Here is a 24,100-nt window from a genome sequence, read left to right as displayed (position 1 = left end):
GCTAAGAATGACATTATTCTGTACTTCTTGCAAATCAATACTTCTTCAAAAATTTTCCATTACTATATTATTAGGTAAATTATTATGCTTCTTGTTATTGGTCTTGGTAATCCAGGAAAAGAGTATCAATATACGAGGCATAATGTCGGTTTTATTGCTATAGAGAAAATAGCAAACCAATATAATTCATCATTTAGTACAAAGAAAAAATTCAATTGTGAAATTGCTGAAACTATTAGTGATGGACAAAAGATAATTTTTATAAAGCCTACCACCTATATGAACTTGTCCGGTAAGTCAGTGATATCGGTGAAAACATATTATAATATCTACCCCGCAAAAAGCTTTGTTATTCATGATGATATTGATTTAGAAACAGGTAGAGTAAAATTTAAAACCGGTGGCGGTAATGGCGGGCATAATGGTTTAAAGTCGATTGATGGGGTTATAGGTAATAATTATAACCGGATTAGGATTGGAGTCGGTAGACCGCAAAATAATCAGGATTTAGCAGATTACGTACTTAATCATTTCTCTAAACCGGAGTATAAAACAGTAATGCAAGCTATAGATAGAATCACTAGTAACTTTGGTTTAATATTAGAGAATAAGTTAGAAGAATTTAAGAATAAGATAGCTTGATATATTCAATGTTATTCCTACGACTTGATCGACGTTGCTGTATGGATGATACCAATTCGTCATTGCGAGGAAAAACTGTAAGTTTTGACGAAGCAATCTCAGGAATTCTATACTACTTCATGAGATTGCCACGTTTATGCTATGCATCTCCTCGCAATGACGGGAAAACGATATTAAAACTAAACAGCAAAGAAGCAAAGATTTATGACACAAAATTTTGAAATTGTTTATGCTGATGCAATGGATAGAACTCATAGAACTATAATTATTGAGGCTTTGAACAAAGATGCTAGAGAACAAAAGGGGTTAGTAGGAGATATTGAAGCTTTTTCATTTTCCTGTTTAGATCAGGATAAAAATTTTGTTGTAGGAATTAGCGGTATGAGTTCTTGGGGGGATTTTACATTGATTCACTCTTTGTTAATGAAAATATAAGAAACTAAAATTATGGTACTGTACTAATGCAAAAGGTTGAGGATTTAGCACGTGAACGAGGCTGTAATTTTATTCATCTTGTTACTATGGACTGCCAAGCAAAATCGTTTTATGAGAAACTGGGGTATAAAATTGAATTTGCTATGCACGGTTACGAAAAAGATTCTATAATGTATTATTTACGGAAAAATTTATGACACTAAAACTCGGAATTGTTGGGTTGCCGAATGTCGGTAAGTCGACGTTATTTAATGCCTTAACGGCAAGTCAGGCTGCAGATGCTGCTAATTATCCGTTTTGTACTATTGAGCCTAATAGCAGCAAAGTTTTAGTGCCTGATGCGCGTTTGCATACACTAGCAAGCTTAGCCGGAAGCGGTAAAATTATTCCGTCTTATATTGAGCTTGTCGATATTGCAGGGCTTGTTAAAGGAGCAAGCAAAGGGGAGGGGCTAGGTAATAAGTTCTTATCTCATATCAGGGAAGTCGATGCAATACTGCACGTACTGCGTTGTTTTGAAGATGAGGATATAACGCACGTACATAACAAAGTCGATCCGCTGCATGACCTCGAGATTATTGAAACGGAATTAATACTTGCCGATATAGAATCGGTTGAAAAGCGTTTAGCTACAAGTGAAAAACGCTTGAAGTCAGGCGATAAAGCAATGGTAGAGCAGATAGAGCTGTTAAAAGAGGTTTATAAGGTATTAGGTGCGGATAAACCTGCAAGAGTGCTAAATGAAACTTTAAGAGTTGATAATTTAAAACAATTGCAGTTAATTACCTCTAAGCCTGTTTTATATATATGTAACGTACTTGAAAAAGATGCAGCTATAGGTAATGAATGTACAAAATTAGTAGCGGAAAGAGCAAAGAAAGAAAATGCTAAAAGTGTCGTAATTTCTTCAAAAATAGAAGCTGAAATTGCTTTACTTGAAAGCATGGAAGAAAAGGAAGAGTTTTTAAAATTTATAGGTTTAGACGAAACAGGGCTTAGTAAAGTCATTAAAGAGGGGTATAATCTTTTAAACCTTAAAAGCTTTTTTACTATAGGACCAAAGGAAGCCCATAGCTGGACTTTTAAAGATGGCACACTTGCACCGGCTGCTGCCGGTATTATTCATACCGATTTTGAAAAAGGTTTTATCAGAGCAGAAGTTATCAGCTATAAAGATTACATAAATCTCGGTAGTGAAGCAAAAGCCAAGGAAGTAGGTAAAATGCGTTTAGAGGGTAAAGAATATAAAATGCAGGATGGGGATATAGTACATTTTAGATTTAACGTTTAAATAACGATCAGCTATGAAAACAATTTGACCAAAATGGTCTCTTGAAGTGCAAATAGGCTTGATTATATAGTGCAGCAAATTTTGGCTGTTGCCAAGGATCAAATTGTCCTGATTATCTTGTATGGCTCGTATGCTAGAGGTGATTGGGTTAAAGATATGTATACGGAAGATCATACTACTTATAGTTATACAAGTGATTTTGACTTTTTAGTAGAAAAAAAAGTAAATTTAAGGAGCATGCTACTTTAAGGGTAGAATCTAAGATAGAAAAAAGGTTAGAACAAACAGGCTTAAGAAAAGCCGAGGTTTTTTCGCTAGAACCTTGGATATCTATAACATGCGAATCTATAAGTGAGGTAAATGACAAGCTTGAAAAAGGGCGTTATTTTTATACCGACATTAAGAATGAAGGTATTCTTTTATATGATAGTGGCGAGCAGCTTGCTCGAGCTAAAAATTTGCCTTGGAGTGAAGTAAAAGAAATGGCTAAAGAAGATTATGAATACTGGTGTGGTAGAGGCAAGAGTTTTTTTATTGATTGTAAATACCCATTAGAAAGAGGTGATTTTAGTAAAAGTGCTTTTGAGCTGCATCAAGCCACTAGAAAGTATTTACAGTAACATTTTATTAGTTTTTGCCCGTTACAAACCAAAGTTACACTATGTAAGAAAGCTAGGTGGATATTGTGCAAATTTATAATGTTGAACTACTTAAAGTATTTCTGCAATCGTCTCCTGAACAAAAAGAATATTTTGAATTACTAGAAAAAGCTTACGTTGATGCAAGATATGATAAAAATTATAGAATTAGCAGAGAGCAGTTACTTTACTTGATTGAGAGAATAGACAGATTAAAAATGATAATGGAAAAATTTTGTTTGGAGCGGATTAATAGATAAAACTCGATGAACCGAAATAAAATCATTTATGAAAATTATTGCGAAGATTCCGGCATGGATGCTTCTATGCTTATTTATTTTATCACCGACTACGGAAACAATTTATACTTCAGGATTACCGAGTTTAACCAAATATTTCGGCATTGACGGCGGTCTCACTCAAATTATACATTATGCTTTATTATATGTTGTATCTTCAATTATTAGCATTTTTACAGTTAATATAGAAATGCTGATGATAAGCTCGTTTTGTACAAGCTTTCGGTGTAAGTGTAGGTTCTGTTATTGGGCAGGTATGGCTGGGAGACTGCTATCAAGGCTTAGAGTTATCATATGTCTATGCTAGCTTATCTCCGTGGCTTGTTATTTATCCCTTCTCTAGGTTCATCTATAGGGGACTATATTATAGAATATTCAAGCTGGCATTATGTTTTTGTATTTTTTAGCCTTACCGGTACTATATTATAAAGTTTTACCTGCAATAAATTCTTATATAGATTTTTCCCAAAGCAGTAAATATTTTGAGGTGTTGCAGGGAATTATTAAAGATAAAATTCTTTGGTTATATGCTTTTATCATCGGTGCATTTAACGGCATATATTACGGTTTTTTCATAGAAGCTCCTTGTATTTTGATTGATACAATGAAAGTGTCGCCATCTTTTTACGGTAAATTAGCGTTTTTGTTATCTTTTGCCGCTATCTTTGGAGGCTTTTTAGGAGGGTATTTAATAAAAAAAACGCCATGTACACGATAAAAAAGTTATGGGTTTAGGATTTATTTTTAGTTTTGTGTGGTTGTATATTATTTGCGGTAAATGCTTTTATATTAGAAATTATTTCAACGCGTCATAATCTTGCAATCGCTATGATATTTGTACCGATGATAATTCATATGATTGGGCATAATCTACTTATCCCTATGACGCTTCGTTATGCACTGAAGGATTATGCTAAAGTAACCAGGTACAGCAGGATCTATATTTGGTGCAATATACTATGTAGTTATCGCTGCTGTAACTTATTTGGTTTCTAAAATACACTGCGCAACGATAAGCAATTTTGCTTTATTATGCTTAGTTTTAAGTCTGCTATTTCGTTTTACTGTATTTGGATTTTATATAAGAAGAAAAAGTCAAATATTCCTCACTAAACACAGGTGTCGTCATTGTGAGCAGCTGTAGCGTTGTTGTATGGCTCGAAGCAAGTGTTCGATTTCATTCCTACGAAAACAGGAATCCAAGGTAAAGCGAGATAAATCGAGCGTTTAGTTTTAAAAGTCTAGCATATTTATACTTTTTTGACTGGATTCCCGCCTACGCCGGAATGACATTAAGAAAGTTAGAGATAACCTTGTACATCATCTGTATGCTCTTCACCCTCAAGAGTCATATCCTCTTTTAAGGCTTCCATACTACAGCTACTAAATACATCAAGGTTATTCTGCTCTGCTTGCCATTTTAATCTAGCTGCTTTAAAAGTAACAATACCGTTTTCAATTTCTGCTAATGTCAAATTTTTTATTTCGTGTAAACAATTCTCTATCTCTACTTTTGCTTCTGGATTTTTTTCGATGAATGGATTAAAAAACTCCTTGATACCTGCTAATAATTCTTTTTTCCGAGGTTCTATATCTTTAGAATCTAGAGCTTGAGCTATCGGTGTATTCACTGCATCCTCGTTGTTTGCTATATCCTCTTCCTGTTCAAAACTTTTATCAAGTGCGTTATTAGAAGTATTAATATGGAATAACGCTTTATAAAAATCATTCATAACAATTGGGTCGTTAGGGTTATTTGCATTATAATTAGTGATTATTTTATCAATAGCTTCTTTAAACTTTTCATTATAAGGTATATCTCTAAAGGTGGAGCTTCCATATATAGATTTTTTAGCAAATTCTTTTAGTGCTTGCAGATTTTCAGTACTAGAATTACTCATCTCAGCATGTTCTGCTGGAATATAAGTAGCTATTTCTATTAATTTATTACCAAAAATGCTTTGAGCGGTTTGTTCATCAGCTTGTTGTGTTGCTGCTAATATTTTAGCGGGCATATTATTTTTCACTAGTTCTAGCATGCCTCCGCCGCAACAAACAGTTTGGTAATCATCATTATTTTCTTCTTTTAATGATAAATACAAAGCGTTGTCTATGTGATAGTTATTTTCTTTTAATAATTGCCATGTTTGTAAGGTTGGGTCATTAGCATATACTCCACCATCAATAATTTTATGTGATTTAGTATTGGTTATATTACGGAAATTGTGGCTGGGGAAATATCCAGGTGCTGCAGTGATGCCTTGTATTATATCTGAAAGGTAATAATTATTCTCTGCACTTTGTCTAGCATCTATAGTAGAGAAGGTCATAAGAGGATTTTGTTTATTATTTAGATCATAACCTGTAACTACAACATCACCGATTAAATCCTTGAGGGTATAATCCTTACAATGTTCTTTCAATAATTTTACTAATGGTTCAGGAGAAAATTTATGGCTGAATAATCCATTAAAACTCCACAATTTTCTAAAAGTTAATCCTACCGGAAAAATATTGTGTGCCATTTCTTCAAACAGTTCTTGAGCTTGCGCTGCACTGAATAAAGGTTTTCCGGGATTATTAGGATTCGGTAAATTAAGCAAAATAGAAATAAGTCCTCCAACACTGGTCCCTCCAGTAAAATCGAATATCTCACAAGTAGGCTTACCGGTTATTTGCTCCATTATTTTTAATTTTTCTAAATGGATATTTCCTTTTACTCCACCGCCTTCAAATAGTGCTAAGCTAATCTTATTATTGTTTATATCTACCATAACTACCTTTCAAAAAAATACTAAGAGGGCAAAATACAATAAAAATTAACTTTTGTCAATAACTTATTTGTCTAAAGTCTAAACTGAACAAAATTAACTTATAAAATAAATTGTAACTATTAGTAAAGAAAACTTAATTAATAATGAATATTTTAGTATATAGCTAATATCATAACTATGATGGTATGAGATATGCTAAGTCATCCTAGTAATATAGATCCTCAGTTATTAGCTCAAGAAGTAAATACAATGATGCCCTTAGTAGAGAAAGATTTAGCTGATGTTGAAGATACAATAGTTGAAGATACAATAACTTATGGAAAAGAACGATTATTTAAATTTGTTAAAGATAAGAAAATTATGGAAGCTTTGGCATTTATGTATTGTTTTGAGGGAAATACTGGACAAACTTTAGATATTAAAGAATTATGTACTACAAATGATTTATTATATAGAGATGATTTTAGTGCCCTTACGGAGACACTAGATACTTTAATCCCCCTTATAGGGATATTTGTTTCTAAATAATTTAACACTCATTCTACTATAAATAATAATGCTAAAATACGAAAACTTTGATAGCTCCTCTGATGAAGAGTTAAAAGAAAATTATACTTTACCTAAGTATCTTAATTTTTTACTTAAAAATATATTAGATATTAATTATATATATAACTCTGAAGATTTTAAACTTAAACTAGGTTTAGTATTACATAATTTAGCTGATAGATTTTATAAATATTCTACTATTAGAAATATTTATAAAAAAATTAAATCTGAAATATTAGTTGTAGATAATAATGATTACGAAGAAAATATTTAATATTATCAAAACTGCTTTTAATAAACATAATTATTTAAAAATTATAACAAAGAAAATATAAGTGATAAGGATTATCAAAAGCTATTGCATTGTGTATTTAATCCAAATCACTCTATGCCTAAGATATTTGCTTTAGCAGACGGTATTACTGCTCAGCATGCAAAGAAAGTATTATTACAAACATTGCAAAACAGTAATATCAACTTAAAAAAGTATAAGTAATAACCCATACATAATTCTAAAGGACTTTTAGCTTTTGCTGAAATGATTTGTAGGAATAATAAAATCAGCTAAAGCACCGGATTTTAGAAGAAATAAATAGTGATTTATCTACTATATGTAAGATCTCAAATACTAAAGAAGAAACTTTTACAATTAATCATATAGTACATTATAAAACCGGTAATGTACAAACAGATGTATCTGGCTTAGGACAGTATGATGAAATTTTATCTAAATTTGAGCAAGAACATGAATATAAACATGCTATTATAAAACGTATATTTGAAGTTGTGCATGCTAAAGCATCGACACAAAATATAGAAAATTACCGCGAAAACTAAATTACTTTGCAGAAAAGTTAACACATTTGTTATTTATGCTTGCAACGCATAGAAATAATGCAACCTTATTTACGGCTCCTATATTTTTATCATATAAGGAGTTTTTTCCTATGTTTGCTGAGCATGCCGTTGCTCAAACAAGAGGTATACTGAAAAACTATAAATATATGTTACCAAATTCCTGTACAATAGATTATGACACTACAAATGTACAAAATGGTAATCTATTACTTATTAAAGCAGGTAATATATTAATAGAATGGCTTAGTAAAAAATTAAATAATCATAAACTAGCAAATATAGCACGAATATTTGATATCTTAGCTTCAATGTAATTTTACAAAAATATGGATAATGTAAAAAGCAATGATATAAAATCTTTTTTAGCAAAAGTTCATAAATTAGAGCATTGTCCTATAAAGTTGTTAAATTCATTAGACCAAAATTTAACTGCTTGAATTCTTAAAGTAAACAATATAGGAGAACGTAATTTAAAGCTTACAAAAACTAAATTGCTTGAAAAAAAGGATTGTTCTCAAGATTTAAAGGATTTAATTGAAATAACTTACTTGGAATTTACTGAAAGCTTAAAAAATATTGAAGGGTTTTTAGCTCAAAAACAAGCATCTCTCAAGACAGAAAAAAAATCCTACCTGAAATTCTACAAATTTTATGTGCTAAAATAAAAGAATGGTATGATATTGATGCACCTGAATATGCTAAGAATGTATTACAAGATATTACCCCCCAAATTTAATCAAACTATTTCCCCTACCCCGTTTCAAAAGAGATGAAAACTTTCCTTGTCTAAAAGAAAAGATATATATGATGCAAATGATGATGATAATAATCAAACTTTGGAAACAACTGATATAGACAATAGTATGAAAGAATATTTTAAACTAATTGGAGAACATACTAATACTATATACGATTAAAAACAGTATTAATATTATGGTCTTTTTGAGGTCCTAGAACTTGGTAGCTAAGAGTAAATGAATCAGGATTTAAAAATACATAGGTAGTATTATATTGATCTTTACCACATAGATGACTGCCTGTAGCTTGTATACTCAAATGATTTGAAGAATTGTTTCTGCAAAACTTCGGAGGACTCGCATGCTCACCTATTAAGGGCTGTGCTTACTTGCTCCTCGTTTTACATTCCAATTCTCCAAATCATTTGAGTATACCCTGTCTGCATCAACAAATTTTAATTGATAAAATAAGCGCTTTTCAGGAGCAATAAAATATTTTGTAATATTACTATTCTTAAAAATATATCTATATTCTTGATTAGCGTGGATTTGATAATCGTAGTCGAGATAGTGAATTTATAATTTCTCTTTATTAATTCATTTAAACTTTTAAGTAAGAAATATGCTACCCCCTCACCGTAACCATAATTATCTATAATTCTGTTAATTTGGTATTTTCTGGAGAATCTTGAAAAAAATTTCTTTTACTGAATCGTTTTTTGAGAGCATTTGATATATATCTATATCATTCCTGCGAAGTTTGGGCTTTATTGTATGGCTGTTTATGTCATGCCCACGAAAGCGAGAATCCAGTAATTTAAAGGTTATACACAATAAGTTTGTACAATTAAAAGCTCGATTTATTTTACTTTACCTGGGATTCCCGCTTGCGCGGGAATGACATCGAGTCGGTTTTTCAGACCATGCAACAAAGTCAGCTTGACTACGGTATGACGTTTAGTTCTGCAATATTTTCATTAGCAAATTAATCTCTTCGCGTAATTCTATATCGTTTTCCAGTAATTCTTCTACTTTCTTAATAGCATGCATAACCGTCGTGTGGTCTTTTTTACCGAATTTTTTACCGATATCTGCAAGACTTTTCGGCGTTAATGCTTTACTAAGATACATGGCTATTTGACGCGGTCTTGCAACTTCTCGTAATCTCCGTGATGAAGACATATCGGATAACTTAATATTATAACGGCTAGCTACCTTTTTCTGAATATCTTCAACGGTAATTATTCTTTCATTAGAACGCAGTAAATCCCGCAAAATATTTTGTGTGTTTTCGAGTGTAATTTCTTTTAAAGTAAAATTAGAATGAGCGATCACCTTATTTAAAGCTCCTTCAAGTTCTCTAACGTTTGAAACAATTTTAGATGCTAAAAAATCAATTACGTCTTTTGGTATTTTAACGTTCATCTGCTCAATCTTAGATTCTAGAATACCGAGTCGTAGCTCATAAGTAGTACTATGAACGTCGGCAACTAAGCCCCATCCAAGACGAGATTTTATCCGATCTTCAATATTATCTAAATCTGAAGGCGATCTATCACAAGAAATAACCATTTGACGGTTATTATCAATCAATGTATTAAAAGTATGGAAAAATTCTTCCTGCGTACTATCTTTACCGCAAATAAATTGAATATCATCAATCATTAACACGTCAACCGAACGAAATTTCTCTTTAAACGAGATTACTTCTTTGTTACGCAGAGCTTTAACAAATTGATACATAAATTTTTCTGCCGACATATATATCACTTTGCGGCTTGGATTATGCTGCTTGATGTACCAACCGATTGCATGCATTAAATGAGTTTTACCAAGCCCTACGCCGCCATATAGAAAAAGCGGATTAGACTCAGAAACCGCACCTGATGATTCTGCAACCGCTCTTGCGGCTGCATAAGCTAGCTCATTTGGGGCTCCAACCACAAAATTATCGAAAGTAAAACGTACATCAAGGGTTGAAAAGATATTTTCCGAATTAAGCTCACTGCTGCCGATATCGGCAAAAGTCTTAGTAGGTAATTCTGTAACTGTTTGGGTTGTTCCAGGTAACTCTTTAGTAATTATTTCAATTGACTTAATGGTATTATTATAATGTTGAAATAGTTGCAATATGACCATAGAGTACTTGGATTTTATCCAATCTCTAACAAAGTTAGTAGGGGCACAAAGAATAACGGTATTTAATGAAGACTCTATAAAATTAACTTTACTAAACCAGCTATTATATAGAGTTTCACCGTAATGATTGTAAAGATCTTGAGCCACGTGACTCCAGACATTTACATAATTATCACCTTGATCCGTTAAAATTATTTGGTTAGTACTCACTTAAAACTGCCACGGTAAGTTATTTTGTTTCCAGCCTTTATCTTGATTATTTCCTTCAAAGCCGTCACTAATATTATAACAATTTTTATAACCTATATTAGTTATAAAATTTGCTGCGATAAATGACCTATATCCTGAACGGCACAGAAAAAATATTATTGCATGAATTTTATCGTTAACGATAGATAAAAAATTATCTTCAAAATCTTTATTCAATTGCCAACTTAGAAAGAGCATCTTATTTTTATTATCTAAATGAGGTATCCCCACTTGCTGCCACTCTTCTCTAGTTCTAACATCTACAAGAAAAGCATTATCATTTGAAATTAGCATATCATAAGCTTTTGTAGAACAGATATTTTGAACCGACATATTTATTTTTTTGCTGTTATTGATAATAAAAGTTAATAGAATTTTACCCATGTAGAATGGATTTATTAGAGTGCTGAATTATTAAAGCATTTTAAAATGATCTTGGTATCTGATTATTTTAATAATATTATTATAAAAAATTTTTGCAAGATGTTATAGATGAATAAATTAAATAAAAACTCTTTACAAAAGAAACTTGTTTACCGTAGTAAAAATCGCGGTTGCAGAGAAATGGATTATATACTCGGTAGCTTTGCCGAAAAGTACCTCTCCTTAATGGATGAAAAAAAACTTGGAAGCTATTCTTTAATACTTGATCAAAATGATAATGATCTTTATAATTGGATTAATAATAAATCTTCTGCTCCTTCTTATCTAGATGCCGAAATAATTGATAAATTACACAAAATAGCAAAAATATAAACTCCTGTAGAATGTTACAACAAAAATTTCCGGCGGCTGCCAAATCTTTCTTTGCAATTGATAATTTTACTAAGAATCTTAAGCAAGATTTCATCTTGAGTGCGAGTAATGAAGAGGAGGCGTTGCAATTATACAAGCAAGCTTTATTTTTTTCTTCTAATGAAAATATTTATTACTTTCCAAGCTATAATACCATCCCTTATGACCATACGTCACCAAATGCAAATATCTTATCTAGACGTGCAGAAACATTAATCAAGCTAACAACAAATAATAGTAATAGCAACAAATTACTCATCACTCATACAGCGAACTTATTAAACAAATTACCGCCGAAAGATTTTTTTTCTAAATATTTTTTGAAATTATCCCCTAAAATGAAATTTACTACGGATGAGCTTGCTATGTTTCTAGTAGAAAATAGTTTTACAAGACATGCGAGTAGCATCGATGCTGGGGAATTTGCGGTTAGAGGCGAAATCATTGATATAATATTGTCCGGTCCTAAAGCTTATAGAATTCATTTTAGCTGGGGTTATATTGAATCAATAAAAGAATTTGATATTGATACGCAAATTTCGACTAAATCCTGCAGGGAGCTTATTATTAGTCCTGCAAATGAGATAGTTTTAAATAGTGAAACTATAGGTAATTTTAAGAATAATTACTTACGAAATTTTGGAGTTAATCATACTGATAATGCTTTATATGAGGCGGTAATATCTGGAAGAAAATTCACAGGATATGAACAATTACTCCCATTATTTTACGATTCCTGCTCTAACTTAATAGATTATTTAAACGATCCTATTTTCATATTCGATAATTTGTCAAAACAAGCCATTTTAGAATTTGAACATAGTTATAACGATTTTTATTCGGCAAGGTCAGAGGCAAATAAACTTAAATTTAATAGTTTCTATCCCACCCTTTCACCGACTAGCTTATATTTTACCGCTTCTGAAATAACGGAATTACTAGAACAAAAAAATAATATACTACTTACTTTTGAAAACTCAGAGCAAGCTAGCTTAATTGAAAATATCGCTGCTACAAGTTTTATAGAAAAGAAAACGGTTTTCGATAAATTATTTGAGGTTATTAAAGCAAATTCTCATAAGAAAATTATTATAGGCTCAAGCGTTTTAAGTAGTTTTGAGCGAATCAAAAGCATAATTCAAAATTATGAATATAAATATAATGAGATAAATAAATTAGATGAGGCTAAGGCTTCAATAATAAATGTCGCGATAATTCCTTTAAATCAAAGCTTTTATACGAAAGAATATTTATTTATTACCGCTAGCGAATTATTAGAAGAAAAACCTAGCTCTACAAACACTAACAAAAAACTTAAAAATATCTTGCTGGAGCTTGATAATTTAGCTGAAGGCGAATTTGTTGTTCACAAAGATCATGGAATAGGGCAGTTTTTAAAGCTAGAAGCTTTAGAAATCAAAGGCAAACCACATGATTTTTTAAAGATTTTATATGCCGGCAATGATAAATTATATATACCAGTTGAAAGTATAGAGGTAATAAAAAAATACGGCAATGATAATGCGGAGCTTGATAAGCTTGGTAGCGTTGCATGGCAAAGAAGTAAGGCAAAGCTTAAAAAGCGTATAAAAGAGATAGCACTGCATTTAATACAAATAGCAGCTAAAAGGAAACTTAATAGTAGTGCTTCCGTTGAATTTGACCTTGAAGAATATGATAAATTTTGTGCTAATTTTCCTTTCAGCGAAACGGAAGACCAATTAATCGCTATAAACGATATTAAAGAAGATCTAAGAAACGGTATGTTAATGGATAGGTTAATATGCGGTGATGTCGGGTTTGGTAAAACAGAGGTAGCAATGCGTGCCGTCTTTATGGTAGCAAAATCTCTAAATGAACATTTACCTCAAGTAGCCGTAGTTGTACCGACAACTATTTTATGTAGTCAACATTTTTCAAGGTTCATAGAAAGGTTCAAAGGTTTTGGTTTAAATATCAAGCAATTATCTAGCGTTATTAGTTCTAAAGAAGCAAAAATTATAAGATCGGAGCTTGAAAGCGGTAAAATAAATATAATAATAGGCACTCATTCTTTATTACATAAAAATATAAAATTCTTTAATTTGAAATTGTTAATAATCGATGAAGAACAACATTTCGGTGTCGGTCAAAAAGAATTTCTTAAATCGCTAAAATCCTCTTCCCATGTACTTGCAATGTCGGCAACACCGATTCCTCGAACGCTGCAAATGTCAATGACCGGTTTAAAAGAACTTAGCATTATTGCAACGCCGCCTCTAAACAGGCTGGAAGTTCATACCTCGGTTATGCCGTTTGATCCCGTTATTATCAGAGATGCATTATTACGCGAACATTTTAGAGGCGGAAGAAGTTTTTATGTAGTTCCAAGAATTAAAGATATAGAGGATATCGCAAAACAATTAAAACAAATCGTGCCGGAATTAAGCTATAAAATAGCTTACGGAAAAATGACTCCGAGTAAAATTGATGAGGTTATGAGCGAGTTTTATGCCGGCAAATTCGATATACTAGTCTCAACTACTATTATAGAATCAGGAATTGATATAGCCGAGGCAAATACCATGATCATACATAATGCTGATATGCTGGGTCTTAGTCAGCTATATCAATTGCGTGGTCGAATAGGTCGAGGTAAAATGCGGGGTTATGCCTATCTAACGGTAGCAAGTCATAAAAAGATGACATCGCACTCCTTAAGATGCTTAGAGATAATACAAAATAGTTGTGCTTTGGGCTCAGGTTTTACTATTGCAAGCCGTGATATGGATTTACGAGGTTTCGGTAATTTGATAGGTGAAGAACAATCAGGACAAATTAAAGAAGTAGGTACAGAACTATATCAAGAAATGCTGGAAGAACAAATAGCTATTTTTAAAGATGAACCGATTGTTTCAGAACAACCCTTTATCCCGACTATTAATTTGGGATTATCCGTCTTTATTCCAGATAATTATGTAGCCGATGCAGCTCTTAAACTTGGACTATATAGAAGAATAGGTAATTTAAGTAATGAGATAGAAGTAGAGACATTTAAAGATGAGATGATTGATAGATTCGGTTTACTACCGATTGAATTTAATAATTTACTTGATATTGTAAAAATAAAACTATTATGCTTTAAGTTAAATATTGAAAATCTAGATTCAGGAGATAACGGATTTGTGATTAAATTTTATAAAAATGCCGATATGACTGATAAAATTTTAAAATTCGTTAGTACTTACTCTAATCAGGCAAAAATCAAACCAGATAATAAATTAGTATATATCAAGAAATTAGTAGATAAAAATATAATTGTTGAGGCAAATCAACTACTTTGGAATTTATCGGAGATGTAGACTCGATGTCATTCCTGCTCTGTCATTGCAAGCAGCCGTAGGCTGCGTGGCAATCTCATGAAATAATAACAAACTCCTGAGATTTTGCTTCGTCAATTGCTATGCAATTTCCTCGCAATGACGGTAACACGTTTTTAACATAATAAATATGTCCCATAACCTAAAGCAATTATTTCAACAACATAACGTAAAAGGTTTGTCGATTAATTCTAAAACCGTTAAGGATAAAGATATCTTTTTTGCGATTAAAGGCCGGAATACTGATGGAAATGATTTTATTAAGGATGCTTTAAGCAAAGGTGCAGTATTAGTAATTACGGACAATAAAAAAAATATTGTTATAGATAAAGTAATTTACGTAAAAGATGTGCAGGCAGCTTTATATGAAGCCATAGAAATATTCTATCCTAAAAAACCAAAGGATCTAATAGCCGTAACCGGTACTAACGGTAAAAGCTCGGTAGTATCCTATATAGCTCAAACATATTCGTTACTTGGGAAAAAAGCAGCATCTATAGGTACGATAGGAGTAGAAATATTTGGCTGCGTTAATCTTATAAATGATGTACCGGAATTAACAACTTTAGACTATTTAAGCTTTAGAAAAATTGCTCATAATTTAGCTGAAAATGGTATAGAATATTTAGTTTTTGAAGCTTCTAGTCATGGTCTTGATCAAGCAAGACTTAGGGAAATAAAAGTAAATATCGCATGTTTTACTAGCTTTAGTCAGGATCATCTAGATTACCACCATACAAAAGAAAATTATTTATTAGCCAAACTGAAATTATTTATAAATCATTTATTACCGAACGGTATCGCAATATTAAATTCTGATATAGAAGAAATAGAGTTTGTTAAAGATTATCTACATAATCATAATGTTAAATTTATAACCGTTGGGACAAAAGGTGATTTAGAAATAACTAGACTTAACTGTTCTTTAAAAGGACAAAATATTAATTTTACATTTAATAATAGAGAATATAATTTTAATACCCCGATAATTGGTAGCTTTCAGGCTAGTAATTTATTAATTGCTGTTCTTAGCATTCATTATATTGGTTTTGCTTTTGATGATGTTATAGATTCTTTAGTAGAAGTTAAAGCAGTAAAAGGCAGAATGGAGAGAATAGATAACACTAATATCTTCGTTGATTATGCCCACACTCCGGACGCTCTTGAAAAAGCTTTAACGGAACTGAAAAATATTAAATTACGTGATAGTAAGCTAAGCGTAGTTTTTGGCTGCGGCGGTAATCGTGATAAGGCAAAGAGAAGTCTTATGGGGCAAATAGCCGCAAAACGTGCCGATACCATCATAATTACAGATGATAATCCACGCCATGAAGACCCAAAGCTTATTAGAGCTGAAATCATAAGCGGTATAGAGAAAGCAGATTATACAGAAATAGCAAATAGAGAAGAGGCTATTAAATACGGTATAAATAATTTAAAACAAGATGATATCTTATTAGTTGCAGGCAAAGGTCATGAAAATTACCAAATTATAGGCGATAAGAAATTACCTTTTGATGATGCTGAGGTTGTGAGGAAGTGTATAAAAGTTTGTCATCCCGTGGCTTGACCCATAGTACCGGACAGTTTAAAAAAAAACTTGATGTCATCCACGCGGAAGCGGGGATCCAGAAAAATAACTTCAATATTAATACAGAAGTGACATATTTGATAAAATAAACATATAAAAAGCTTGCTTTTTATATGTTTACTGGCTTCCTGCCTACGCGGGAATGACATAAACACGCCATACAACAACACATAAATAATAAAAACATATGATCTGGAATTCTAAAACTTTAAGTGCTGTTCTCGGTATACCAATCTCTAATTCTATAAATTGTAATGAAGTGCAATTTAATTCCAAAGATGTTAAAAAAGGTAATTTATTTATAGCACTTCAAGGTAATAGAGATGGTCACGATTATGTTCTAGATGCAATAGATAAAGGAGCAGCAGCCGTAATTATTAGTAAGCGAGTAGAGATCAATGATAAAGATAAAATTATCTTAGTAGATGATTGTTTTGAAGCTCTACAAAAAATGGCTTTATATAAACGAGAGAATTCAAAAGCTAAATTTATAGCTATAACAGGCAGCGTTGGTAAAACTTCTACAAAAGAAGCACTGAAAGTATTATTACAACATGATTTTCTAGTTTTTGCTAGCCGAGGTAACTTCAATAACAAACTCGGTATGCTTATTAATCTTGCTTCAATGGCTGATGATACGGAATATGCTATTTTTGAGCTTGGCATGAACCATCAAGGTGAAATAAGAGAGCTGGTTCAAATATTAAAGCCGAATATTGCCATGATTACTAATATTTCAGAGGCTCATTTAGAATTTTTTAACTCGCTTGAAGAGATAGCTGAAGCTAAATGTGAGATTTTTGCAAATTTTAGCAAAAATGATATTGCCGTTATTAATGCCGATACTAATTGCTATAACAAAATATTATCGATATTAAAAAACCTTTCTATCACCGATATACATAGCTTCGGTAGATCAGCTAAAACTTCAGCAGAATTAATGTTATATGAGAACCTAGGAGAGCAAGTCTACTTAAAGTATAAGATAAATAATAAAGTCTTAGATGTAACGATACCGTTTATTCCTCGGCATTTTACCGAAAATTATACCGGTGTACTTTTAATTATCGATATATTAGGTAAAGATATAGAGATAGCTGCAAATCACTTAGCAAATATTTCTCCTACTAAAGGAAGAGGGGAAATTATCAATATACAAAATTGTCGTGTAATTTGTGATTACTATAACGCAAGTCCGCAGTCAATGAAAGCTGCATTAGAATATTTAAAACAAGTACCTGCCGAGAATAAAACTGCTATAATAGGCGATATGCTAGAGCTAGGGGAAAATTCTAAACGATTACATGAGAAACTAGTGCAGTACATATTAGATGCCGCTTGTTCTAAGGTCTATTTAGTAGGAGTAAATACTAAATATATTGATGATTTACTACCTTCCAAAATAGCTAAAAAATACTTTAAAAATGTTGATGAATTAATTACGCATATTACGGATTTATTTGAAGGTAATGAGCTGGTTCTAATAAAAGGGTCAAGAGGTGTAAAACTTGATAAGATTGTTGATTATTATAAATAAATACACTAGGATATTCTTAATATTGTGTGGTTTGGTTGCCCGTCATTGCGCGGAAATTACGTAGTAATTGACGAAGCAATCTCAGGATGTTTGACGAGATTGCTGCCGCGCAGTCGTAGACTGCGCGCAATGACGATTTGGTATCCAATAACATCAAAATATACTTTTAAATTTAAATCTACAAATGTTATACAATCTTTTACTCCCTCATATCCATAATTCACATATAGCTAATTTATTTCACTATATTACTTTTCGTAGCGGTCTTGCTATTATTATAACTCTAAGCCTTAGCTTTATCACGGGTCCGATATTAATAGAATTTCTGCGATCTATTCAAAAAAACGGTCAGCCTATACGCTCAGACGGACCTGAATCGCATCAAACAAAAGTAGGTACTCCGACAATGGGGGGCATTATGATTATTTTGTCTAGTTGTCTTGCTACTTTATTACTTGCTGATTTAACGAATAAATATATTTGGATTACGTTATTTGGTTTTATTAGTTTCGGTATTATAGGATTTATGGATGATTATGCTAAGGTAACTAAAAATAATCATTACGGAGTAAGAGGAAAAAGTAAGCTTTTACTTCAAGGAATTATTAGCGTCATTATATGTGTTTTACTAGAATATCTAGATAAAAGTCCAAGTCATTTACTTAACGTACCGTTTTTTAAAAATTTAAGTTTGGATCTTGGTTATTGTTATATAGTTTTTGCTATATTTGTTATAGTCGGCTCTTCTAATGCCGTGAATCTAACGGATGGGCTTGATGGTCTTGCTACCGTTCCTATTGCCTTTACTGCCGGTTCTTTTGCTTTAATAAGTTATTTAGTAGGAAATCTAATTTACTCGAACTACTTACAGCTAACCTATATACCGAATACCGGAGAGTTAACGGTGTTATGTGCAGGATTAGTCGGTAGCTGCCTTGGATTTTTATGGTTTAATGCACAACCGGCAGAAGTTTTTATGGGCGATACCGGTAGTCTAAGTCTTGGCGGTGTGCTTGGTATTATTAGCGTTATTACTAAACATGAAATAGTTTTAGCTATAGTCGGCGGCTTGTTTGTTATTGAAACGACATCCGTAATTTTACAGGTATATTACTTCAAAGCTACTAAAGGAAAAAGAATATTTAAAATGGCACCGCTCCATCATCATTTTGAAAAACACGGCTGGGCAGAATCAAAAGTCGTAATAAGATTTTGGATTATTTCAGTTATATTTGCTCTTATAGGCTTATCATCCTTAAAATTACGTTAACTATATTCGTTTATCTATCTTTTATTTATCAAAATACATTACATAAATTAACTTTCTCTTTGCTTTTGTACAAGAAATTTGCTATAATACTGATATTAATTTATAGTAGGTGTATGGCATGGTTAAAGAAATAGATATAAATAAATTATTAGCACAAGAAAATAATGCTTTAAATGCTATATTAAGACACGTAAATGAATTATGCAAGCAAAATAAGCAGTTGCAAGGTTTAATCGAAATACAAAATGAAACTAAAGAACTAGAAAAAGAACATAATAGATCGTTGCCTTGGTTTAAAAGATTTGTAAAAACAGTTTCTAATGTAAAGTATATTTTAATAAAAAGTGAAGAACAGTTAACAAATGAAGCAATAAAGTATAATAATAAAATATTAAAAGATATTGATAATAAGATATATAATATAGCGGAAAAATCTGCACCTTTAAAGCAAGCATTACAAGAAGAAATCGAAAAAAATTTTAAGGATTTAACAAAGAAAGATTTATCTAAAGATCAAAGAGCAAGATTATCGGAAGTATTTTTTAGTTATAAGAGTAAACCTGAAAGATTCTCAGCTCTACATATGACAAATCCCTTACAATTCATTAATGCTGAAGCACTAGAGAAACAATATAATTCTTTAAATGCTACAAAACAAAACATCCAAAATTTAATATCCGAAAATTCTAATATCAAAGAACTGAAAGAAATACAAAAACAGGTTGCTGAAATTAGGGCAGAAGTACCTCATACATTTTTTGAAAAATTAAATAATATTTGGCAAAATGTTAAAAATGTTTTTGTAAATAATAGTGAGCAGGTTTTAGCAAAAAACAAAGAGCGTAATACTAGAACAATTAGAAAGATTGATGAACAATTATATAAAACGCAGCATAAATTTGAGGAATTAATTGAAAATAAAGAAAGAAATATTAAGGATATAATTGCAAAATTACCTGACAATGAGGAGTTACAAAAGATAGTAAGTAACCTTACAAATCACATGGCTTCAAAAAAAGAACCAATATTAGCAAATGTGTCCCTAGCTAAACCTTTGGAAAATAATATAACACCACCGTCTCCTTTACCGGAAAATAACATTCCATCACCACCTCCACCTCCACCTCCTTTACCGGAAAATAACATTCCACCTCCACCTCCACCTCCACCTCCTTTACCGGACAATAACATTCCACCTCCACCTCCACCTCCACCTCCACCACCGCCTATGGCTCCGGCTGAGACATTATCTAAGGCTGTAGAAGCTACTACGGTTAAAAAACTGGAAAATCAACCACGTCCTTCTATAGATACTTCTGATTTAATGAGAGAAATAGCAGGGCCAAAAAAACTAAAAAAAGTTGAATTTGACCCTAATACAGGAAAACCGGTTGCACATTCTCATAGTAAGCCTGCTCAGAATGTTAACAAACCTAGTGGACTTGAATCAATTTTCGCACGAAGAGTTGCTATAGAGATGAGTGATAGTAGTAGCAGTGAAAGCGATAGTGGTAACTGGAGTGATGTTAGTGTTAATAGGAATAAATCAAAAATGCTTAAAACTAAAGGAGAACGAGATGCTAAAATGACTACGCATGCTCAAAAAATTAATAATAGGAACTCACAAAAACCATCATTTGTTAGATAATAAATGTCATTCCCACGGAAGTGGGAATGACATAAAACACAATATAAATCTACCCTTTAAACTTCTTAGTTATTTCAACTATTCTTTTACCAAAGAAATTAGCAGTTTTTAAATCGCCTTGAGTAGGAGTAATATCAGGAGAAGATTTGTGGTTAGATTGAGTCATACGTCCTGACCAGCTACCTAAGCGGTTAATTTTATTGAGATCAGGCATCTCATGATCAGAAAAATTCGGAGCAGCTTCAGCTTGCCCGACCCAAATCATACAATGCTGCATAGGGAAGTGAAATAGCTGCTGAATACTGAAACTTATCACCTGAATAAAAAGCAGAATTAGTAAAAGCTGCAGCTATTTTATCTTTCCATTTTTGTTGTGCCCATCTAGTTGAGGTAGCTTCCATAAATATTTTAAACGATCTGGCTAAACTACCCATATAGGTTGGGACTCCAAAAATGATAGCACCTGCATTGTCTAATAAATCCCAATCGAGATTATTAGGTTTATCTTTATTTATTTGTATAAGAAACATTTGCTCCTGCTTCTTTTATGCTCTTATTTAGTTTTTCAGCTACTTTTGCAGTATGACCGTATCTACTATAATATTACGATAGCTACTTTAACCATTTTATTCTCCTATAAATTAACTATAAACTCGGCTTCAGTTTTAGACTTTATTTCTTCAATAGTAACATCGTCAGCTTGTCTAACTAATATCATTTCATCTTTATCAATATCAAAAATTCCAAGATCGGTAATTACTCTGTTAACTACTTTTTTACCTGTTAACGGAAAGTTGCATTCTTTTAATAATTTAGCACCGCCATCTTTTGCGTTATGTTCCATTATAATAACTACTCTTTTGGTGTTAGCGACCAAATCCATAGCTCCTCCCATACCTTTAACCATTTTACCCGGAATAGTCCAGTTGGCAAGATCGCCTGTTTGTGAGACTTGCATAGCACCTAAAATAGTTAAATCGACTGCGAACCTCTAATCATCCCAAATGAAAAGCTACTGTCGAAATAGCTGCTTTCAGGAATAGCAGTAATAGTTTGCTTACCGGCGTTAATTAAATCAGGATCTTCCTCTCCTGCGTAAGGAAATGGTCCCATACCAATCATACAGTTCTCGCTTTGAAATATTACATTCACTCCTTGAGGTATATAATTTGCTACATGCGTAGGCATACCTATACCAAGATTGACATATAATCCGTCTTTAAGTTCCTCTGCGGTTATTTGATAAATTTCTTCTTTGCTCCAAGGCATATTTTATTTTTCCCTGACAGTTAATTGCTCAATACGTTTCTCATATTTTTCACCTACTATTAATCGCTGTATGAAAATATTAGGTGTGTGAATATTGTTAGGGTCAAGCTCTCCCACCTCAACTATTTCCTCTACTTCACAAACTGTAACTTTAGCGGCACCTGCCATGACTGCATTAAAATTGCGTGCAGTTTTATTATAAATCACGTTGCCGCTTTTATCAGCTTTAAAGCCTTTAATAATAGCAAGGTCAGCTTGAAGGGCAGTTTCCATTATATATTTTTTGCCGTTAAACTCCTTTGTTTCTTTACCTTCCTCTACAATTGTACCTATACCTGTTTTAGTATAAAAAGCTGGAATTCCCATACAAGTAGCCCTAATTTGTTCAGCTAAAGTGCCTTGTGGGTTTAGCTCAAGCTCTAAAACCTTATCAAGATATTGTTGCTCAAAAATCTTATTTTCTCCGACATACGAAGAAATCATTTTTTTTATTTGTTTAGTTTGAAGAAGAAGCCCAAGTCCGAAGTTGTCAACACCGCAATTATTGCTTATAACTGTTAAATTTTGAACATTGCTTTTAAGAAGTGCATTTATTAAATTTTCAGGAATACCGCATAGACCGAATCCGCCCGACATTATAGTTATGCCGTCATAAAGAAGTCCTTCAAGAGCAGCTTCAGCCGAAGGATAAATTTTAAATTATTTAATATCTATTATTTAAGACATTAGGAAGATTTGCAAAAGAAGTCAAGGAACATACACAAGTGTGGTATATTACAAAAATACTGTACAAGAAATTAAATTTAACCATTGCTGCTTGTTTTTTGTATGCATCAACAGTATTAGTAACTGCATCAAATATTGATGACAATATAACAATTCAAGAAAATTCTAAAAAAAATTATAGTTATGTAGTGACTTATGATAAAGATATGTCCTCAAGAGTGAGTAGTAATGTTGCTATGTCATTAATTGAAGGTTACCGTCAATTAGATGATGCTATGTTTGCCGATTCAGATAATATAGCTATGAAGATCTTAAGTTATATTACAAGATTTACTGCTACATATTGGATTATGGTAGGTAATCATGAAATAGGAGGTTATGGAGCAAGAGCAAAGAATTTGATTTAAAAGTAACAAAATATGAAGTAGATCCTTTTGAGGGTACAACATATTTTAAAACTAAAGATTTTAATTCTTTGCAAGTTCATAAGCACATTGCTATAGATACAGGGGGAATGCAAGCAAGTTATTTGTTATCTGAAAATATTAAAGATAGATACATGGCAAGTAACAAAATTAATCCTACTTACGGTATAGGTTATTTATGGACAAGACTAGAGCAAGCAAGTTATATTTTTAGTACTAAGTTTGATGGCAAAGATAAAAGCGGTAATGATATAAATACATATGTAAAAGCGATTAACTCCATATACGGTAAAAATTATATTACTGTAAAATTTTTTCATATGCTTATTTAGATTTATTTGATCCGTTTTTATTCTATTCAGGATATTCATTTATTAACTTAAATAATATTCCGATGATTGAATTAGGATTTACCGGCTACTAGAGCGATACTTGCTCCATACGGTTTAGAGCGTGGTTTAGTTAACCATTTTGTTGTTGATAACAAATATATTCAAGTTAATATTAATTACGGCAAAAATCAAAAATTTAAGTCTTACGGTGTTGGAGTTAAAGCTAATAACTTAGTCAAAGTTGAATTTATCGGTTTAGGTTTAGAAGCGACATTTTGGAATCAGCCTAAAATGTTAACCGCTACCCCTTTAAAAGAAAATTGTAAGCAAGGTGGACTTGGAGCCGTTAATTTTGAGCTTAGCTTAAATGAAACATTTAAGATAGTCGGCTCAGACGGTTACAAAACAGCGGGATTTATAGAAGGTATGCCTTTAAAATCCTCAGCTATAGTTAGAGCAGGGTTAAAATTAGCTTTATAAGAGAAGGCTTTGTTGCATGATTAATATGTCATTCCTGTGAAAGCAGCAATCCAGAAA

At 32.0% G+C, this 24,100-nt stretch carries 27 protein-coding genes and 2 pseudogenes; 21 read left to right on the top strand and 8 right to left on the bottom strand.

Annotated features, from left to right (window positions below; genetic code table 11):
- The first annotated feature begins 84 nt into the window (after positions 1-84).
- From pth to RSA_RS09620, 9 genes and pseudogenes are all read left to right on the top strand, one after another.
- Positions 85-642: an aminoacyl-tRNA hydrolase gene (pth, locus tag RSA_RS04655; protein WP_014364887.1), complete on the top strand. Its 558-nt coding sequence runs from the start codon at positions 85-87 to the stop codon at positions 640-642.
- A gap of 41 nt (positions 643-683) precedes the next feature.
- Complete coding sequence (locus RSA_RS09030; RefSeq protein ID WP_075807922.1) at positions 684-863, top strand: hypothetical protein; 180 nt, start codon at positions 684-686, stop codon at positions 861-863.
- Positions 847-1,077, top strand: coding sequence for a hypothetical protein (locus tag RSA_RS04650; protein ID WP_014364886.1), 231 nt, complete (start codon positions 847-849; stop codon positions 1,075-1,077). The genes RSA_RS09030 and RSA_RS04650 overlap by 17 nt, the downstream gene beginning before the upstream one ends.
- Before the next feature lie 26 nt (positions 1,078-1,103).
- Positions 1,104-1,274 carry a GNAT family N-acetyltransferase gene (locus tag RSA_RS04645; RefSeq protein ID WP_014273656.1) on the top strand — a complete coding sequence of 57 codons (171 nt, stop codon included), beginning with the start codon at positions 1,104-1,106 and terminating at the stop codon, positions 1,272-1,274.
- A complete protein-coding gene (ychF, locus tag RSA_RS04640; RefSeq protein WP_014364885.1) occupies positions 1,271-2,368 on the top strand; it encodes a redox-regulated ATPase YchF in 1,098 nt (365 codons plus the stop codon). Before RSA_RS04645 ends, ychF begins: the two co-directional genes overlap by 4 nt.
- Before the next feature lie 81 nt (positions 2,369-2,449).
- On the top strand, positions 2,450-2,617 hold the full coding sequence (locus RSA_RS10295) for a nucleotidyltransferase domain-containing protein (protein WP_014363157.1): 168 nt from the start codon (positions 2,450-2,452) through the stop codon (positions 2,615-2,617).
- A 209-nt stretch (positions 2,618-2,826) separates the two neighbouring features.
- Complete coding sequence (locus tag RSA_RS09630) at positions 2,827-2,988, top strand: HEPN domain-containing protein (protein ID WP_231284209.1); 162 nt, start codon at positions 2,827-2,829, stop codon at positions 2,986-2,988.
- A gap of 65 nt (positions 2,989-3,053) precedes the next feature.
- Complete coding sequence (locus RSA_RS09625; protein WP_231284208.1) at positions 3,054-3,266, top strand: nucleotidyltransferase; 213 nt, start codon at positions 3,054-3,056, stop codon at positions 3,264-3,266.
- A gap of 28 nt (positions 3,267-3,294) precedes the next feature.
- Positions 3,295-4,418: pseudogene (locus RSA_RS09620) on the top strand (Bcr/CflA family efflux MFS transporter).
- 188 nt (positions 4,419-4,606) lie between these two features.
- Here the strand turns inward: RSA_RS09620 and RSA_RS04625 are convergent.
- Positions 4,607-6,079, bottom strand: coding sequence for a patatin-like phospholipase family protein (locus tag RSA_RS04625; protein WP_014364884.1), 1,473 nt, complete (start codon positions 6,077-6,079; stop codon positions 4,607-4,609).
- Between the two features lie 192 nt (positions 6,080-6,271).
- Between RSA_RS04625 and RSA_RS04620 the strand changes: the two genes are divergently transcribed.
- From RSA_RS04620 to RSA_RS04610, 3 genes are all read left to right on the top strand, one after another.
- Positions 6,272-6,607: a hypothetical protein gene (locus RSA_RS04620; protein WP_014364883.1), complete on the top strand. Its 336-nt coding sequence runs from the start codon at positions 6,272-6,274 to the stop codon at positions 6,605-6,607.
- 28 nt (positions 6,608-6,635) lie between these two features.
- Positions 6,636-6,902: a hypothetical protein gene (locus RSA_RS04615; RefSeq protein ID WP_014364882.1), complete on the top strand. Its 267-nt coding sequence runs from the start codon at positions 6,636-6,638 to the stop codon at positions 6,900-6,902.
- Between the two features lie 598 nt (positions 6,903-7,500).
- Positions 7,501-7,800: a hypothetical protein gene (locus tag RSA_RS04610; RefSeq protein ID WP_014364881.1), complete on the top strand. Its 300-nt coding sequence runs from the start codon at positions 7,501-7,503 to the stop codon at positions 7,798-7,800.
- A 589-nt stretch (positions 7,801-8,389) separates the two neighbouring features.
- Here RSA_RS04610 and RSA_RS09615 read toward each other — a convergent pair.
- The 3 genes from RSA_RS09615 to RSA_RS04595 form a co-directional block, all read right to left on the bottom strand.
- Complete coding sequence (locus RSA_RS09615) at positions 8,390-8,542, bottom strand: DUF6314 family protein (RefSeq protein WP_014362583.1); 153 nt, start codon at positions 8,540-8,542, stop codon at positions 8,390-8,392.
- Between the two features lie 638 nt (positions 8,543-9,180).
- The gene (dnaA, locus tag RSA_RS04600) at positions 9,181-10,572 is read right to left on the bottom strand and encodes a chromosomal replication initiator protein DnaA (RefSeq protein WP_010977515.1); all 1,392 of its coding nucleotides are present in this window, start codon (positions 10,570-10,572) and stop codon (positions 9,181-9,183) included.
- Positions 10,573-10,944 carry a rhodanese-like domain-containing protein gene (locus tag RSA_RS04595; RefSeq protein WP_014362389.1) on the bottom strand — a complete coding sequence of 124 codons (372 nt, stop codon included), beginning with the start codon at positions 10,942-10,944 and terminating at the stop codon, positions 10,573-10,575.
- A 159-nt stretch (positions 10,945-11,103) separates the two neighbouring features.
- On the opposite strand from RSA_RS04595, the gene RSA_RS04590 reads away from it, so the two are divergent.
- The 6 genes from RSA_RS04590 to rickA all read left to right on the top strand — a co-directional run bounded on the left by RSA_RS04590 (position 11,104) and on the right by rickA (position 20,811).
- A complete protein-coding gene (locus tag RSA_RS04590) occupies positions 11,104-11,367 on the top strand; it encodes a succinate dehydrogenase assembly factor 2 (protein WP_012151075.1) in 264 nt (87 codons plus the stop codon).
- 11 nt (positions 11,368-11,378) lie between these two features.
- Positions 11,379-14,747 (top strand): transcription-repair coupling factor, encoded by a 3,369-nt coding sequence (gene mfd / locus RSA_RS04585; RefSeq protein WP_014364880.1) that lies wholly within the window; start codon positions 11,379-11,381, stop codon positions 14,745-14,747.
- Positions 14,748-14,895: 148 nt separating this feature from the next.
- Positions 14,896-16,335, top strand: a complete 1,440-nt coding sequence (locus tag RSA_RS04580) for a UDP-N-acetylmuramoyl-L-alanyl-D-glutamate--2,6-diaminopimelate ligase (protein ID WP_012151073.1) — start codon at positions 14,896-14,898, stop codon at positions 16,333-16,335.
- Between the two features lie 208 nt (positions 16,336-16,543).
- Positions 16,544-17,893, top strand: a complete 1,350-nt coding sequence (locus RSA_RS04575; RefSeq protein WP_014364879.1) for a UDP-N-acetylmuramoyl-tripeptide--D-alanyl-D-alanine ligase — start codon at positions 16,544-16,546, stop codon at positions 17,891-17,893.
- Positions 17,894-18,077: 184 nt separating this feature from the next.
- Complete coding sequence (gene mraY / locus RSA_RS04570) at positions 18,078-19,163, top strand: phospho-N-acetylmuramoyl-pentapeptide-transferase (RefSeq protein ID WP_014364878.1); 1,086 nt, start codon at positions 18,078-18,080, stop codon at positions 19,161-19,163.
- 118 nt (positions 19,164-19,281) lie between these two features.
- On the top strand, positions 19,282-20,811 hold the full coding sequence (rickA, locus tag RSA_RS04565) for an Arp2/3 complex-activating protein RickA (RefSeq protein ID WP_014364877.1): 1,530 nt from the start codon (positions 19,282-19,284) through the stop codon (positions 20,809-20,811).
- A gap of 49 nt (positions 20,812-20,860) precedes the next feature.
- Here rickA and RSA_RS09610 read toward each other — a convergent pair whose 3' ends face one another.
- The 4 genes and pseudogenes from RSA_RS09610 to RSA_RS04545 form a co-directional block, all read right to left on the bottom strand.
- On the bottom strand, positions 20,861-21,076 hold the full coding sequence (locus RSA_RS09610; protein WP_014364876.1) for a hypothetical protein: 216 nt from the start codon (positions 21,074-21,076) through the stop codon (positions 20,861-20,863).
- On the bottom strand, positions 21,054-21,341 hold the full coding sequence (locus RSA_RS09605; protein ID WP_014364875.1) for an NAD(P)H-dependent oxidoreductase: 288 nt from the start codon (positions 21,339-21,341) through the stop codon (positions 21,054-21,056). Before RSA_RS09605 ends, RSA_RS09610 begins: the two co-directional genes overlap by 23 nt.
- Positions 21,342-21,445: 104 nt before the next feature.
- Positions 21,446-22,080 (bottom strand): annotated as a pseudogene (locus tag RSA_RS04550) (3-oxoacid CoA-transferase subunit B).
- Positions 22,081-22,083: 3 nt separating this feature from the next.
- Entirely contained in the window at positions 22,084-22,716 is a 633-nt protein-coding gene (locus RSA_RS04545; protein WP_014364874.1) for a CoA transferase subunit A, read from the bottom strand.
- Positions 22,717-22,904: 188 nt separating this feature from the next.
- Here RSA_RS04545 and RSA_RS04540 point away from each other — a divergent pair, with 188 nt between their 5' ends.
- The 3 genes from RSA_RS04540 (at position 22,905) to RSA_RS04530 (ending at position 24,043) form a co-directional block, all read left to right on the top strand.
- Entirely contained in the window at positions 22,905-23,213 is a 309-nt protein-coding gene (locus tag RSA_RS04540) for a hypothetical protein (RefSeq protein WP_041472404.1), read from the top strand.
- Positions 23,214-23,281: 68 nt separating this feature from the next.
- Complete coding sequence (locus RSA_RS09600) at positions 23,282-23,563, top strand: hypothetical protein (protein WP_230453541.1); 282 nt, start codon at positions 23,282-23,284, stop codon at positions 23,561-23,563.
- A gap of 291 nt (positions 23,564-23,854) precedes the next feature.
- A complete protein-coding gene (locus RSA_RS04530; RefSeq protein ID WP_014364873.1) occupies positions 23,855-24,043 on the top strand; it encodes a hypothetical protein in 189 nt (62 codons plus the stop codon).
- The last annotated feature ends 57 nt before the right edge of the window (positions 24,044-24,100 follow it).

The organism is Rickettsia philipii str. 364D, from assembly GCF_000283995.1.
GTDB lineage: Bacteria > Pseudomonadota > Alphaproteobacteria > Rickettsiales > Rickettsiaceae > Rickettsia > Rickettsia rickettsii.
Note: the sequence above shows the minus strand (reverse complement) of the source record. Positions and strands in the feature narration are given on the sequence as shown.

Bases quoted from the DNA above. Each gene is read 5' to 3' on its own strand.
- pth (WP_014364887.1), top strand. From the start codon at position 85: ATGCTTCTTGTTATTGGTCTTGGTAATCCAGGAAAAGAGTATCAATAT.
- RSA_RS09030 (WP_075807922.1), top strand. From the start codon at position 684: ATGGATGATACCAATTCGTCATTGCGAGGAAAAACTGTAAGTTTTGAC.
- RSA_RS04650 (WP_014364886.1), top strand. From the start codon at position 847: ATGACACAAAATTTTGAAATTGTTTATGCTGATGCAATGGATAGAACT.
- RSA_RS04645 (WP_014273656.1), top strand. From the start codon at position 1,104: ATGCAAAAGGTTGAGGATTTAGCACGTGAACGAGGCTGTAATTTTATT.
- ychF (WP_014364885.1), top strand. From the start codon at position 1,271: ATGACACTAAAACTCGGAATTGTTGGGTTGCCGAATGTCGGTAAGTCG.
- RSA_RS04625 (WP_014364884.1), bottom strand. From the start codon at position 6,079: ATGGTAGATATAAACAATAATAAGATTAGCTTAGCACTATTTGAAGGC.
- RSA_RS04620 (WP_014364883.1), top strand. From the start codon at position 6,272: ATGCTAAGTCATCCTAGTAATATAGATCCTCAGTTATTAGCTCAAGAA.
- RSA_RS04615 (WP_014364882.1), top strand. From the start codon at position 6,636: ATGCTAAAATACGAAAACTTTGATAGCTCCTCTGATGAAGAGTTAAAA.
- RSA_RS04610 (WP_014364881.1), top strand. From the start codon at position 7,501: ATGCTTGCAACGCATAGAAATAATGCAACCTTATTTACGGCTCCTATA.
- RSA_RS04595 (WP_014362389.1), bottom strand. From the start codon at position 10,944: ATGTCGGTTCAAAATATCTGTTCTACAAAAGCTTATGATATGCTAATT.
- RSA_RS04590 (WP_012151075.1), top strand. From the start codon at position 11,104: ATGAATAAATTAAATAAAAACTCTTTACAAAAGAAACTTGTTTACCGT.
- mfd (WP_014364880.1), top strand. From the start codon at position 11,379: ATGTTACAACAAAAATTTCCGGCGGCTGCCAAATCTTTCTTTGCAATT.
- RSA_RS04580 (WP_012151073.1), top strand. From the start codon at position 14,896: ATGTCCCATAACCTAAAGCAATTATTTCAACAACATAACGTAAAAGGT.
- RSA_RS04575 (WP_014364879.1), top strand. From the start codon at position 16,544: ATGATCTGGAATTCTAAAACTTTAAGTGCTGTTCTCGGTATACCAATC.
- mraY (WP_014364878.1), top strand. From the start codon at position 18,078: ATGTTATACAATCTTTTACTCCCTCATATCCATAATTCACATATAGCT.
- rickA (WP_014364877.1), top strand. From the start codon at position 19,282: ATGGTTAAAGAAATAGATATAAATAAATTATTAGCACAAGAAAATAAT.
- RSA_RS09610 (WP_014364876.1), bottom strand. From the start codon at position 21,076: ATGATTTGGGTCGGGCAAGCTGAAGCTGCTCCGAATTTTTCTGATCAT.
- RSA_RS09605 (WP_014364875.1), bottom strand. From the start codon at position 21,341: ATGTTTCTTATACAAATAAATAAAGATAAACCTAATAATCTCGATTGG.
- RSA_RS04545 (WP_014364874.1), bottom strand. From the start codon at position 22,716: ATGTCGGGCGGATTCGGTCTATGCGGTATTCCTGAAAATTTAATAAAT.
- RSA_RS04530 (WP_014364873.1), top strand. From the start codon at position 23,855: ATGTTAACCGCTACCCCTTTAAAAGAAAATTGTAAGCAAGGTGGACTT.